Annotated in this window: 13 protein-coding genes; 6 read left to right on the top strand and 7 right to left on the bottom strand. The window is 63.3% G+C overall.

Features of this window, described 5'->3' with window-relative positions; all coding sequences use genetic code 11:
• Nucleotides 1–7 precede the first annotated feature (7 nt).
• The 4 genes from F8N82_RS04505 to F8N82_RS04490 all read left to right on the top strand — a co-directional run bounded on the left by F8N82_RS04505 (nt 8) and on the right by F8N82_RS04490 (nt 5,037).
• Nucleotides 8–1,795 carry an N-acetylglutaminylglutamine amidotransferase gene (locus F8N82_RS04505; RefSeq protein WP_038994018.1) on the top strand — a complete coding sequence of 596 codons (1,788 nt, stop codon included), beginning with the start codon at nt 8–10 and terminating at the stop codon, nt 1,793–1,795.
• A gap of 3 nt (nt 1,796–1,798) precedes the next feature.
• Complete coding sequence (ngg, locus tag F8N82_RS04500; protein ID WP_038994017.1) at nt 1,799–3,544, top strand: N-acetylglutaminylglutamine synthetase; 1,746 nt, start codon at nt 1,799–1,801, stop codon at nt 3,542–3,544.
• A 14-nt stretch (nt 3,545–3,558) separates the two neighbouring features.
• On the top strand, nt 3,559–4,743 hold the full coding sequence (locus F8N82_RS04495) for an osmoprotectant NAGGN system M42 family peptidase (RefSeq protein ID WP_038994016.1): 1,185 nt from the start codon (nt 3,559–3,561) through the stop codon (nt 4,741–4,743).
• Between the two features lie 66 nt (nt 4,744–4,809).
• Nucleotides 4,810–5,037 carry a YheU family protein gene (locus tag F8N82_RS04490; protein ID WP_038994015.1) on the top strand — a complete coding sequence of 76 codons (228 nt, stop codon included), beginning with the start codon at nt 4,810–4,812 and terminating at the stop codon, nt 5,035–5,037.
• A 1-nt stretch (nt 5,038) separates the two neighbouring features.
• Here the strand turns inward: F8N82_RS04490 and csrA are convergent, their stop codons facing one another.
• From csrA to F8N82_RS04475, 3 genes are all read right to left on the bottom strand, one after another.
• Complete coding sequence (gene csrA, locus F8N82_RS04485; RefSeq protein WP_038994014.1) at nt 5,039–5,221, bottom strand: carbon storage regulator CsrA; 183 nt, start codon at nt 5,219–5,221, stop codon at nt 5,039–5,041.
• A gap of 135 nt (nt 5,222–5,356) precedes the next feature.
• A complete protein-coding gene (locus F8N82_RS04480; RefSeq protein WP_038994013.1) occupies nt 5,357–5,689 on the bottom strand; it encodes a YnfA family protein in 333 nt (110 codons plus the stop codon).
• A gap of 53 nt (nt 5,690–5,742) precedes the next feature.
• Nucleotides 5,743–6,558 carry an SDR family oxidoreductase gene (locus F8N82_RS04475; protein ID WP_038994012.1) on the bottom strand — a complete coding sequence of 272 codons (816 nt, stop codon included), beginning with the start codon at nt 6,556–6,558 and terminating at the stop codon, nt 5,743–5,745.
• A 242-nt stretch (nt 6,559–6,800) separates the two neighbouring features.
• Here F8N82_RS04475 and F8N82_RS04470 point away from each other — a divergent pair, with 242 nt between their 5' ends.
• On the top strand, nt 6,801–6,953 hold the full coding sequence (locus F8N82_RS04470) for a DUF3309 family protein (RefSeq protein ID WP_010224169.1): 153 nt from the start codon (nt 6,801–6,803) through the stop codon (nt 6,951–6,953).
• A gap of 51 nt (nt 6,954–7,004) precedes the next feature.
• On the opposite strand, the gene F8N82_RS04465 is transcribed toward F8N82_RS04470, so the two are convergent.
• From F8N82_RS04465 to F8N82_RS04455, 3 genes are all read right to left on the bottom strand, one after another.
• Nucleotides 7,005–8,663 (bottom strand): cation acetate symporter, encoded by a 1,659-nt coding sequence (locus F8N82_RS04465; protein ID WP_038994011.1) that lies wholly within the window; start codon nt 8,661–8,663, stop codon nt 7,005–7,007.
• Nucleotides 8,660–8,971, bottom strand: coding sequence for a DUF485 domain-containing protein (locus F8N82_RS04460; protein WP_038994010.1), 312 nt, complete (start codon nt 8,969–8,971; stop codon nt 8,660–8,662). Before F8N82_RS04460 ends, F8N82_RS04465 begins: the two co-directional genes overlap by 4 nt.
• 192 nt (nt 8,972–9,163) lie before the next feature.
• Nucleotides 9,164–10,012, bottom strand: a complete 849-nt coding sequence (locus F8N82_RS04455; RefSeq protein WP_038994009.1) for a glycine betaine ABC transporter substrate-binding protein — start codon at nt 10,010–10,012, stop codon at nt 9,164–9,166.
• Between the two features lie 224 nt (nt 10,013–10,236).
• On the opposite strand from F8N82_RS04455, the gene F8N82_RS04450 reads away from it, so the two are divergent.
• A complete protein-coding gene (locus F8N82_RS04450) occupies nt 10,237–11,793 on the top strand; it encodes a beta-1,6-glucan synthase (protein ID WP_038994008.1) in 1,557 nt (518 codons plus the stop codon).
• A 98-nt stretch (nt 11,794–11,891) separates the two neighbouring features.
• Here F8N82_RS04450 and F8N82_RS04445 read toward each other — a convergent pair whose 3' ends face one another.
• Entirely contained in the window at nt 11,892–12,248 is a 357-nt protein-coding gene (locus F8N82_RS04445; RefSeq protein ID WP_038994007.1) for a hypothetical protein, read from the bottom strand.
• Nucleotides 12,249–12,291 lie beyond the last annotated feature (43 nt).

Raw genomic sequence — 12,291 nt, 5'->3', positions numbered from 1 at the left:
AGGACTTATGTGCGGATTAGCTGGAGAGTTTCGTTTCACCCCTGTTGCCCACCCACCACGCCCGGCGGACCTCGCCGCAGTCGAGCGGATCACCCATCACCTGGCACCTCGGGGCCCCGACGCCTGGGGCTTCTATAGCCAAGGGCCAATTGCCCTCGGCCATCGCCGGCTGAAAATCATGGACCTGTCCGACGGTTCGGCCCAGCCCATGGTCGATAACCAGCTGGGCCTGTCGCTGGCCTTCAACGGCGCTATCTACAACTTCCCCGAGCTGCGCAGCGAGCTGGAAAGCCTCGGCTATGCCTTCTATTCCGGCGGCGATACCGAAGTGCTGCTCAAGGGGTATCACGCCTGGGGCGCCGACCTGCTGCCGCGCCTGAACGGCATGTTCGCCCTGGCGATCTGGGAACGTGACAGCCAGCAGCTGTTCCTCGCCCGCGACCGCCTCGGGGTCAAACCCCTGTACCTGTCGCGCAGCGGCGAGCGCCTGCGTTTTGCTTCAAGCCTGCCGGCGCTGCTCAAAGGTGGCGATATCGACCCGGTGCTCGACCCGGTGGCGCTCAACCATTACCTGAACTTCCACGCCGTGGTGCCAGCGCCGCGCACCTTGCTGGCCAATATCGAGAAACTGCCACCGGCCAGCTGGATGCGCATCGATGCCCAGGGCCGCTGCGAGCAGCAGGTCTGGTGGCAGCTGCATTACGGCCCGCGCACCGACGAACAGGACCTGAGCCTGGAAGACTGGCGCGACCGCGTCCTTGACAGCACCCGCGAGGCGGTGGCGATTCGTCAGCGCGCCGCCGTGGATGTCGGCGTGCTGCTGTCCGGCGGCGTCGACTCGAGCATGCTGGTTGGCCTGCTGCGCGAGGTCGGCGTCGACGACCTGTCGACCTTCTCCATCGGCTTCGAGGATGCTGGCGGCGAGCGCGGCGACGAGTTCCAGTACTCCGACCTGATCGCCCGCCACTACGGCACCCGCCACCATCAGTTGCGCATCGACGAGCGGCAGATCATCGAGCAGTTGCCCGCAGCCTTCCGCGCCATGAGCGAACCGATGGTCAGCCATGACTGCATTGCCTTCTACCTGCTGTCGCGGGAAGTGGCCAAGCACTGCAAGGTGGTGCAAAGCGGCCAGGGCGCCGACGAACTGTTCGCCGGTTACCACTGGTACCCGCAGGTCGACGGCGCACGCGATCCGTTCGCTGCCTATCGCCAGGCCTTCTTCGATCGCAGCTACGACGACTATGCCGCCACCGTGCAGCCGTCCTGGTTGCTCGATCACGACGCCGCCGGCGACTTCGTCCGCCAGCACTTCGCCCAGCCCGGGGCCAGCGATGCGGTGGACAAGGCCCTGCGCCTGGACAGCACGGTGATGCTGGTCGATGACCCGGTCAAACGGGTCGACAACATGACCATGGCCTGGGGCCTGGAAGCGCGCACACCGTTCCTCGACTACCGCCTGGTCGAGCTGTCGGCACGCATCCCGGCACGCTTCAAGCTGCCCGACGGCGGCAAGCAAGTGCTCAAGGAAGCCGCGCGGCAGGTCATCCCCAGTGAAGTCATCGACCGCAAAAAGGGTTACTTCCCGGTGCCGGGCCTCAAGCACCTGCAGGGCGCGACCCTGGACTGGGTGCGCGAGCTGCTGCTCGATCCCAGCCAGGACCGCGGCCTGTTCAACCCTGGTGCCCTCGACCGCCTGCTCAGCGATCCCCATGGCCAGCTGACGCCGCTGCGCGGCTCCAAGCTCTGGCAACTGGCCGCCTTGAACCTGTGGCTCAGCGAACAAGGAATCTGATCGATGAAAGCCCATGCCTCACCCTATGGTCAGCGCCTGCTGCGTGGCCAGGTGCCGTCCTATGAGCGCCTGCAGGCGCAACTGGCCGGCGATGGCAGCGAACCGCACGACCAGCCGCGTTCGCTGCACTGCGGCTGGGGACGGTTGCTGATCGGTCACACCTACCCCGACCCGGCCAGCCTGGCCAGCGCCCTGCTCGACGAATGCCCCGGCGAGCGCGATATCGCCTTGTACGTGGCGGCGCCGCAGCAGGTGCTGGCCCAGGCCCCGCAGCAATTGTTTCTCGACCCGTCCGACACCCTGCGCCTGTGGTTCAGCGACTACCGTCCGGCGCAGCGAGTGTTTCGCGGCTTTCGCATCCGCCGAGCGCAGAGCGACAGCGACTGGCAGGCGATCAATGCCTTGTACCAGGCCCGCGGTATGCTGCCGATCGACCCCGAGCTGTTGACCCCACGCCACCAGGGCGGGCCGGTGTATTGGCTGGCCGAAGACGAAGACAGCGGCACGATCATTGGCAGCGTCATGGGCCTTGATCATCACAAGGCCTTTGCCGACCCGGAGCACGGCAGCAGCCTTTGGTGCCTGGCGGTGGACCCGCAGTGCACGCGCCCGGGCGTCGGCGAAGTGCTGGTGCGCCATTTGATCGAGCACTTCATGAGCCGCGGCCTGACCTGCCTCGACCTCTCGGTGCTGCACGACAACCGCCAAGCCAAGCGCCTGTACGCCAAGCTTGGGTTTCGCAACCTGCCGACCTTTGCGGTCAAGCGCAAGAATGGCATCAACCAGCCGCTGTTCCTTGGCCCAGGCCCGCAAGCCGGGCTCAACCCCTATGCGCGGATCATCGTCGAAGAGGCTTACCGGCGCGGCATCGACGTCCAGGTCGACGATACCGACGCCGGCCTGTTCACCCTCAACCATGGCGGGCGGCGGGTGCGCTGCCGTGAATCGCTGAGCGACCTGACCACCGCCGTGAGCATGACCCTGTGCCAGGACAAGAGCCTGACTCACAGGGCTCTGAACGCAGCGGGCTTGCAGGTGCCAGCCCAGCAACTGGCCGGCAATGCCGATGACAACCTGGCCTTTCTCGAGGACCACGGCGCGGTGGTAGTCAAGCCGCTGGACGGCGAGCAAGGCAACGGCGTGGCGGTCAACCTGACCACCCTCGATGAGATCAACGAAGCGGTAGAAAGCGCCCGGCGTTTCGACAGCCGCGTACTGCTGGAAAGCTTTCACGCCGGCCTCGACCTGCGCATCGTGGTCATCGGCTTCGAAGTGGTCGCCGCCGCCATCCGCCACCCGGCGCAGATCGTTGGCGACGGCCAGCACGCCGTCGGTGCCCTGATCGAGGCGCAGAGCCGTCGGCGCCAGGCGGCCACCGGTGGTGAAAGCCGTATCCCGCTGGACCACGAAACCCAACGCACGCTACACGCCGCCGGGGTCGACTACGACACCGTGCTGCCCGCCGGCCAGCGCCTGGCCGTGCGCGGCACGGCCAACCTGCACACCGGCGGCTGCCTGGAAGACGTCACCGAGCGCCTGCACCCGGTGCTGGGAGACGCCGCCGTCCGCGCCGCCCGCGCCTTGGACATTCCGGTGGTGGGCCTGGACCTGATGGTCAAGGCCGCCGACCAGCCCGACTACGTGTTCATCGAAGCCAATGAACGGGTCGGCCTGGCCAACCATGAACCACAACCGACTGCCGAGCGCTTCGTCGACCTGCTGTTCCCGCACAGTCGACCGGCGCCCTAAGCACAGGAGTTCGCATGCCAGAACAGATCCCCGAACCCGACCTCAAGTACCTGCAGAAAGTCCTGCTGGAAATGCTCGCCATCCCCAGCCCCACCGGCTTTACCGACACTATCGTGCGTTATGTGGCCGAGCGCCTGGAAGAGCTCGGCATCCCTTTCGAGCTGACCCGCCGCGGCACCATCCGCGCCACCCTCAAGGGCCGCAAGAGCTCGCCGGACCGTGCGGTCTCCGCGCACCTGGACACCATTGGCGCCAGCGTGCGGGCCATCCAGGACAACGGCCGGCTGTCGCTGGTGCCGGTGGGTTGCTGGTCCAGCCGCTTTGCCGAAGGCAGCCGCGTCAGCGTGTTCACCGACACCGGCGTGCTGCGCGGCAGCGTGTTGCCGCTGATGGCCAGCGGGCACGCATTCAACACCGCCATCGACCAGATGCCGGTCAGCTGGGAACATATCGAACTGCGCCTGGACGCCTATTGCGCCACCCGCGCCGATTGCGAATCGCTGGGGATTGGTATCGGTGACTTCGTCGCCTTCGACCCGCTGCCGGAGTTCACCGAGAGCGGCCATATCAGCGCCCGCCACCTGGATGACAAGGCCGGTGTCGCGGCGTTGCTGGCGTCGCTCAAGGCCGTGGTTGAAAGCGGCGCGCAGCCGTTGATCGACTGCCACCCTCTATTCACCATCACTGAAGAAACCGGCTCCGGCGCCGCCGCAGCGCTGCCCTGGGACGTCAGCGAATTCGTCGGCATTGACATTGCCCCGGTAGCGCCCGGGCAACATTCCAGCGAGCACGCGGTCAGCGTGGCCATGCAGGATTCGGCCGGGCCCTACGACTATCACCTGTCCCGTCACCTGCTCAAGCTTGCCCGCGAGCACGAGCTGCCGGCACGGCGCGATGTGTTCCGCTACTACTTCAGCGACGCGCATTCGGCGATCACCGCCGGCCACGACATCCGTACCGCCCTGCTGGCCTTCGGTTGCGACGCCACCCACGGCTACGAGCGCACCCATATCGACAGCCTCGCCGCACTGAGCCGCCTGCTGACCGCCTACCTGCTCAGCCCGCCGGTGTTCGCCAGCGACTCGCAAGCCACCGGCAATTCGCTGGAGAGCTTCAGCCATCAGCTTGAGCACGATGCGCAGATGGAAAGCGATACCCGTGTGCCGGCAGTCGACAGCCTGGTCGGCAACAAAAACTAGCGCCTACACAGCCAGGGCAGGTTTCGCGTAGCATGGCAGAACCTTTTCGCCAGACCTGTCCTGTTCATGCTGATTCCCTACGACCAACTGGAAGCCGAAACCCTCACCCGTTTGATCGAGGATTTCGTCACCCGCGATGGCACCGACAACGGTGACGACACCCCGCTGGAAACCCGCGTGCTGCGGGTGCGCCAGGCGCTGGCAAAAAAACAGGCGTTCATTCTGTTCGACCTTGAAAGCCAGCAATGCCAGTTGCTGGCCAAGCACGACGTGCCCAAGGAACTGCTCGAGTGATTCAGCCGGTCTGCTTGGCCAACTGCTCGACAATGCGCTTGTAGATCTCCGCCCGGTGCACTTCGACGTGCCGCGGCGCACTGATGCCAAAGCGCACAGTATTGCCCTCCACCGACAACACCTTGATCTTGATGTGATCGTCAATGGCGATGATTTCGCCTATTTCGCGGCCTATTACCAACATGCTCCGATCCTCCACAAATCAGGGAATTCGGAGACTGCACCGGGTGCCGGACGCCTTCAATGCTCCTGCGGCGAATTAGACAGGTCTCACATTTTCAGACGACTTTGCCTACAGATTTTCTGAGTTCTCGCTCACTCAAGCGCTCTGCAAGCGTGGCCCCAGGACAATGATACTGGCGCCCAACACACACAGCAGCGCACCGATCCAGTCACTGCCCAGCGGCCGCGCCCGCTCGACCAGCGCCAACCACAACAGCGAAGTGACGATATAGATGCCGCCATAGGCGGCATAGGCGCGCCCGGCGTAAGCGGCCTCGACCCGGGTGAGGATCAGTGCGAACAGGGTCAGGCTGAGCAAGGCCGGGGCAATCCACCACCCGCTCTTGCCCAGGCGCAGCCACATGTAGAAGCCGTAGCAACCGGCGATCTCGAAGACCGCCGCGAGGAAAAACCACAGGTAATTGATCACACCAGGCACTCAAGGCTGTTTCAGGGATGGCCAAGAATACCTGATGCCGCGGCTCAAGCCTGGGACGGCCGGGCCTTGGCGCGCATTTTCTCGGCCATGCTGGCCATTTCATCGTAGAGCACCTGCGGGTTGCGCTGCTTGAGCTTCCAGGCTTCACGGCCCTGTTCATGGGGCAAGATCAGGAACTCGCCGGCGGCCACTTGCTGGTGGATGTAATCGGCGATATCGGCGGCGCTGATCGGCGAGCTTTCCAGCAGCTTGCCGACCTGGGCTTTCATCGCCGGGGTCGGGCCACGGAACGATTCGAGCAGGTTGGTCTGGAAGAACGACGGGCAGACCACGTGCACCGCAACCTCCTGCTGGCGCAGCTCGATCAGCAGGCTTTCCGACAGGGCCAGCACCCCGGCCTTGGCGACGTTGTAGTTGCTCATCGCCGGGCCCTGCATCAGGGCTGCCATCGACGCAATGTTGATGATCTTGCCCTTGCTGCGCTCGAGCAGCGGCAGGAAGGCCTTGCAGCCCTTGACCACGCCCATCAGGTTGATTGCGATCTGCCAGTCCCAGTCTTCCAGCGACAGCTCGGCGAAAAAGCCACCCGAGGCCACACCGGCGTTGTTGACGATCACATCGATGCCGCCGAACTTTTCTTCACAGGCCTGGGCCAGCGCCGTGAGCTGGCTGTAGTCGCGCACATCGCAGCGCTGCACGAAGCCGTCGGCGCCCGCCTCACGCACCAGTGCCAGGGTTTGCTTGAGGCCAGCCTCGTTGACATCGGCCAGGGCCAATTGCCAACCCTCACGCGCCCAGCGCAAGGCAATTTCGCGCCCAAGCCCTGAGCCGGCACCGGTGATCATCATGCGCTTTTGCATAGCAGGCAGCCTTGTACTGTTCTGGAAAGTTCAGGCCAGTGTAGCGAAGGCAGCGCCGCCGCCCACGCTGTATCAGGATGCTGAATGGCCGGGGCAAACAGCGGTGAAAGTGGCACGTTTCGATGCGATAAAACTTTTAGCCACTGGCAGCAGTCGGAATTAACAGGCGGGCATGAAATACATGACCGAAGAGATGGATTGCAGCGTAACGCCTACTTCTCAAGCCAAACAAGGAAACTGCCATGGGCACCATACTTATCATCATCCTGATTCTGCTGTTGATCGGTGGCTTACCCGTCTTTCCGCACTCCAGAAGTTGGGGTTATGGGCCGTCCGGCATCATCGGTACCGTGCTGATCATCCTGTTGATCCTGTTGTTACTCGGCAAGATTTAAACGCAATAAAAAAGGCAGCCCAAGGGCTGCCTTTTCATACGCGGTTATAACTTAGTGAGACACCGCACCGCTGGCACCCAGGCCAGTCTGCGAGCGCACGAACTGCGGGAAGAACAGTGCGCGTTCATCATCGGCAGCCTTGGACTTGTCGGTGATCGAGAAGAACCAGATACCGGCAAAGGCAATGAGCATCGAGAACAGCGCCGGGTACTCGTACGGGTAGATCGCCTTCTCGTGACCGAGGATCTGCACCCAGATGGTCGGGCCGAGGATCATCAGCGCCACGGCACTGATCAGGCCCATCCAGCCGCCGATCATGGCGCCACGGGTGGTCAGCTTCTTCCAGTACATCGAGAGCAGCAGCACCGGGAAGTTGCAGCTGGCGGCGATGGAGAACGCCAGGCCGACCATGAAGGCGATGTTCTGGCTCTCAAACAGGATACCCAGGCCGATTGCCAGCACGCCAAGGAAGACAGTGGTGATCTTCGAGACGCGGATCTCATCCTTCTCGTTGGCCTTGCCCTTCTTGATCACGCTGGCATACAGGTCGTGGGACACTGCCGAGGCACCGGCCAGGGTCAGGCCGGCAACCACTGCCAGAATGGTGGCGAAGGCCACTGCCGAGATGAAGCCGAGGAACACGCTGCCACCCACGGCGTCGGCCAGGTGCACCGCTGCCATGTTATTACCGCCGATCAGGGCGCCGGCGGCGTCCTTGAATTCCGGGTTGGTGCTGACCAGCAGGATCGCGCCGAAGCCGATAATGAAGGTCAGGATGTAGAAGTAGCCGATGAAGCCGGTGGCGTACAGCACGCTCTTGCGCGCTTCCTTGGCGTCGCTGACGGTGAAGAAGCGCATCAGGATGTGTGGCAAGCCGGCGGTACCGAACATCAGCGCCAGGCCCAGCGAGAACGCCGAGATCGGATCCTTGACCAGGCCGCCCGGGCTCATGATCGCTTCACCTTTGGGGTGAACCTTGATCGCCTCGGAGAACAGCGCGTTGAAGTCGAAGTTGACGTGCTTCATCACCATCAGCGCCATGAAGCTGGCACCGGAGAGCAGCAGCACGGCCTTGATGATCTGGACCCAGGTGGTCGCGAGCATGCCGCCGAACAGCACGTACATGCACATCAGGATGCCGACCAGGATCACCGCGACGTGGTAGTCCAGGCCGAACAGCAGCTGGATCAGCTTGCCGGCACCGACCATCTGCGCGATCAGGTAGAAAGCCACCACCACCAGCGAGCCGGAGGCCGACAGGGTGCGGATTTCTTTTTGCCCGAGGCGGTACGAGGCGACGTCGGCAAAGGTGTATTTACCCAGGTTGCGCAGGCGCTCGGCGATCAGGAAGAGGATGATCGGCCAGCCGACCAGGAAGCCGATCGAGTAGATCAGGCCGTCGTAGCCAGAGGTGAACACCAGGGCGGAAATACCCAGGAAAGAGGCGGCCGACATGTAGTCGCCGGCAATCGCCAGACCGTTCTGGAAACCGGTGATGCGCCCGCCGGCGGCATAGTAGTCGGAGGCGGACTTGTTACGTTTGGACGCCCAGTAGGTGATGCACAGGGTGGCACCGACGAAAGCGACGAACATGACGATCGCCGAGACGTTCAAGGGTTGTTTCTGCACCGCGCCGGTGAGGGCGTCAGCGGCCCAGACGGCGGGTGCAAAAACGCCGAAGGCCAGGGTTGCCAGTAGACGCCGGATCATTGCTGAGCCTCCTTGAGGATCGCCTTGTTCATCTCGTCGAACTCGCCATTGGCGCGACGCACGTAGATGGCCGTGAGGATGAAGGCCGAGATGATCAGACCGACACCGAGGGGAATACCCCAGGTGATCGACGAGTCAGGGCTGAGCTTGGCACCGAGGATATGCGGGCCATAGGCAATCAACAGGATGAAGGCGGCGTAGAGACCGAGCATGATCGCCGAGAGAATCCAGGCGAAACGTTCGCGTTTTGAAACCAGCTCCTTGAACCGCGGGCTGTTTTGTATCGATAGGTAAATGCTGTCGTTCATTGTTTTTGTCCTCGCAGCACAGATTAGGTAGAACCCACTCCACTTTATGCTGCCTTCGAACGCACTCCAGACGACCTTAGTCTTAGATGCAAAACTCTTTTACCGATTCGGTAACAGCCTGAAACGACAAGGGCCGCGACAGCGTTTTCGCTGTCGCGGCCCTGGAAGGTGCCAGATAGAAGCCTTAGGCCATTATTTAGCGGTCCACTCGGCTACGCGCTCGGGGTGTTTGGCCACCCAGTCCTTGGCCGCGGCTTCGGGTTTTGCACCCTCTTGAATGGCCAACATGACCTCGCCGATTTCATCCTTGGACTGCCACTGGAACTTCTTCAGGAACGCCGCCACTTCCGGCGCCTTCTTGTCCAGCTCCTTGCTGCCGATGCTGTTGACGGTTTCGGCGGCGCCATACACGCCTTTGGGGTCTTCAAGGAACTTGAGCTTCCACTTGGCGAACATCCAGTGCGGCACCCAGCCGGTCACCGCGATCGATTGCTGCTTGGCATAGGCGCGGCCCAGTTCTGCGGTCATCGCCGCGCCGGAGCTGGCTTGCAGCTTGTAGCCGGTGAGGTCGTAGTCCTTGATGGCCTGGTCGGTCTTGAGCATGACGCCGGAGCCTGCGTCGATGCCGACGATTTTCTTCTTGAAGCTGTCATCGGTCTTCAGATCAGCCAGGGAGTTGGCCTTGACGTACTCGGGGACGATCAGGCCGATCTTGGCATCCTTGAAGTTGGGGCCGTAGTCGACCACGTTGTCCTTGTTCTTGGTCCAGTATTCGCCATGGGTTACCGGCAGCCAGGCCGAGAGCATGGCATCGAGCTTGCCGGTGGCCACACCCTGCCACATGATGCCGGTGGCCACGGCCTGCAGTTTGACGTCATAGCCGAGTTTCTGCCTGATGACTTCGGCGGCGACGTTGGTGGTCGCCACACTGTCGGACCAGCCATCGACATAGCCGATGCTCACTTCCTTGGCCAGCGCTTGCCCCGCGCCAATGGCCATTACCAGGGCGGTGCCCACCCCCAGGAGTCGTCGCATTTTCATCCAAGCATCCCCTCGTCACGTCACGGAAGCTGCATCATCAACCGCGCATGGCCGCTGACCTGCTCTGGTAACGACCTCAAGGCAACGAGAAACGACATCACATCGCCAGCAACGCAGATCGTTACATCAAGCAACATCCACCCTGGTTAACTTTGTAGCCCAAGGCTTTGGCCGGCGCCATTTGCGGGTACTATTGACGGCTTTGTTCCCAGACGGTCCGATCCATGCCCTCGACTGCGCGCTTCCCGCTCCTACCCTACCTGTTCGCCTGCCTGCTGGGCCTGTTCGCCCTGGGAGGGCTGTGGTACGGCCTGGGCAAACCGGTGGTGCTGCCGGATGCGGCTAGCGCTTCGCACAAGCTGCAGTGCGCCTCCTACACGCCGTTCGACAAGGACCAATCGCCGTTCGACCAGCCGTTCCAGCTGCGCCCGGCGCGCATGGACGCAGACCTGGCCTTGCTCGCCCAACGTTTCGAGTGCATTCGCACCTACTCGATGACCGGCCTTGAAGCCATCCCGGACCTGGCTCGCAAGCACGGCCTGAAGGTCATGCTCGGCGCCTGGATCAACGCCAATCCGGTGGATTCGCAAAAAGAGGTCAAGGCCCTGATCGCCTCGGCCAATGCCAACCCGGATGTGGTCAAGGCGGTGATCGTCGGCAACGAAACCCTGCTGCGCAAGGAAGTCACCGGCCCGCAACTGGCGGCGCTGATCAACCAGGTGAAAAGCCAGGTCAGCGTGCCGGTGACCTACGCCGATGTCTGGGAGTTCTGGCTGCAGCACCCGCAGATCGCCCCGACGGTAGACTTCTTGACCATTCACCTGCTGCCCTACTGGGAAGATGAACCCAAGAGCATCGACGATGCCCTGGTGCACGTGGGCGAGATTCGCCAGGTGTTCGGCAACCGCTTCGCGCCCAAGGATATCGTCATTGGTGAAACCGGCTGGCCGAGCGAAGGCCGCCAGCGCGAAACCGCCCTGCCCAGCCGGGTCAACGAGGCGCGTTTCATCCGTGGTTTTGTTGCCATGGCCGAACAGCAGGGCTGGAAGTACAACCTGATTGAAGCCTTCGACCAACCCTGGAAGCGTGCCAGCGAAGGCGCCGTGGGCGGCTATTGGGGCCTGTATGACGCCGACCGCCATGACAAGGGCATTCTTGAAGGTCCGGTGAGTAACCTGGCGTTCTGGCCAGAGTGGCTGGGCGTTGGCGTGGCGCTGTTCGCCGCCACTCTGCTGCTCGCCGGGCGCGTGCGCGGCACCCGCAGCGCCTTGCTGTTGCCACTGCTGGCGGCACTGGGTGCAGCCAGCCTGGGCCTGTGGGGCGAGCAACTGCGTATCAACAGCCGCTTTGCCGGTGAATGGCTATGGGCGATTTTGCTGGTGGGCCTGAACTTGCTGGTGCTGGCCCATGCGGCCCTGGCCCTGGCGCAGCGCCAGGGCTGGCGCGAGCGGGCCTTTGCCTGGCTTGAAGCGCGTGCCGGCTGGTGGTTGCTGGCGGCCGGTTTCGCGGCGGCGGTGAGTATGCTGGCGCTGGTGTTCGACCCACGCTATCGCAGCTTCCCGAGCCCGGCCTTGCTGTTGCCGGCGGTGGTGTACCTGCTGCGGCCGGTAGCGGCACGCCGGGCCGAAGCGGCTTTGCTGGCGTTGATCATCGGTGGCGGCATTGCCCCGCAGTTGTTCTGTGAAGGGCTGAGCAACCAGCAGGCACTGGTCTGGGCCGGGGTGAGCGTGCTGATGGTGGCGGCATTGTGGCGTAGCTTGAGGGTTCGGGTTCAGCAGTGAGCCATCGCGGGTCAAGTCGGATCGCCGCACCGCCGCTCCCACAGAGATCACTGTGGGAGCGGCGGTGCGACGACTCGACTTGACCCGCGATAAGACAACTAACGCCGTACCAGCCGCAACCCCGCCAGCACCACGGCAAACACGGCAATGCTTGCGGTGTACAACACCAGCGCCGGAATCCCGCACACCAGTGCCGCCACCGCCAGGCGCCAGCCGGCGCGCCCCGGCACCAGCATGGCCAGCAGCGCCAGACCCAAAGCCGACCAGGCCAGCACCCTGAAGTGAATCATCAAGCCCATCACCGAGCGCGCCTGGCAGCCCCACAGTTGTGCCTGGTCGGCGCAGGTCGCCACCCAGTGGGCATCTTCCATCAGCACATAACGCAGCCCATAGCTCGCCGCCAGCCACAAGGGCAGGAAAACCAGCAAAGCGATCAGCGGTAAACGGCGGGACATGCGACACTCCAGAAACATGAAAATCGGCGCCCAGCATAATCGT

Source organism: Pseudomonas fluorescens (assembly GCF_902497775.2).
GTDB classification, from domain to species: Bacteria; Pseudomonadota; Gammaproteobacteria; order Pseudomonadales; family Pseudomonadaceae; genus Aquipseudomonas; species Aquipseudomonas putida_F.
This window is presented reverse-complemented; position numbering and strand designations above follow the sequence as displayed.

What these genes read in the sequence shown, in the direction of transcription:
- F8N82_RS04505 (WP_038994018.1), top strand. Translation starts at nt 8, where the DNA reads ATGTGCGGATTAGCTGGAGAGTTTCGTTTCACCCCTGTTGCCCACCCA.
- ngg (WP_038994017.1), top strand. Translation starts at nt 1,799, where the DNA reads ATGAAAGCCCATGCCTCACCCTATGGTCAGCGCCTGCTGCGTGGCCAG.
- F8N82_RS04495 (WP_038994016.1), top strand. Translation starts at nt 3,559, where the DNA reads ATGCCAGAACAGATCCCCGAACCCGACCTCAAGTACCTGCAGAAAGTC.
- F8N82_RS04490 (WP_038994015.1), top strand. Translation starts at nt 4,810, where the DNA reads ATGCTGATTCCCTACGACCAACTGGAAGCCGAAACCCTCACCCGTTTG.
- csrA (WP_038994014.1), bottom strand. Translation starts at nt 5,221, where the DNA reads ATGTTGGTAATAGGCCGCGAAATAGGCGAAATCATCGCCATTGACGAT.
- F8N82_RS04475 (WP_038994012.1), bottom strand. Translation starts at nt 6,558, where the DNA reads ATGCAAAAGCGCATGATGATCACCGGTGCCGGCTCAGGGCTTGGGCGC.
- F8N82_RS04470 (WP_010224169.1), top strand. Translation starts at nt 6,801, where the DNA reads ATGGGCACCATACTTATCATCATCCTGATTCTGCTGTTGATCGGTGGC.
- F8N82_RS04465 (WP_038994011.1), bottom strand. Translation starts at nt 8,663, where the DNA reads ATGATCCGGCGTCTACTGGCAACCCTGGCCTTCGGCGTTTTTGCACCC.
- F8N82_RS04460 (WP_038994010.1), bottom strand. Translation starts at nt 8,971, where the DNA reads ATGAACGACAGCATTTACCTATCGATACAAAACAGCCCGCGGTTCAAG.
- F8N82_RS04455 (WP_038994009.1), bottom strand. Translation starts at nt 10,012, where the DNA reads ATGAAAATGCGACGACTCCTGGGGGTGGGCACCGCCCTGGTAATGGCC.
- F8N82_RS04450 (WP_038994008.1), top strand. Translation starts at nt 10,237, where the DNA reads ATGCCCTCGACTGCGCGCTTCCCGCTCCTACCCTACCTGTTCGCCTGC.
- F8N82_RS04445 (WP_038994007.1), bottom strand. Translation starts at nt 12,248, where the DNA reads ATGTCCCGCCGTTTACCGCTGATCGCTTTGCTGGTTTTCCTGCCCTTG.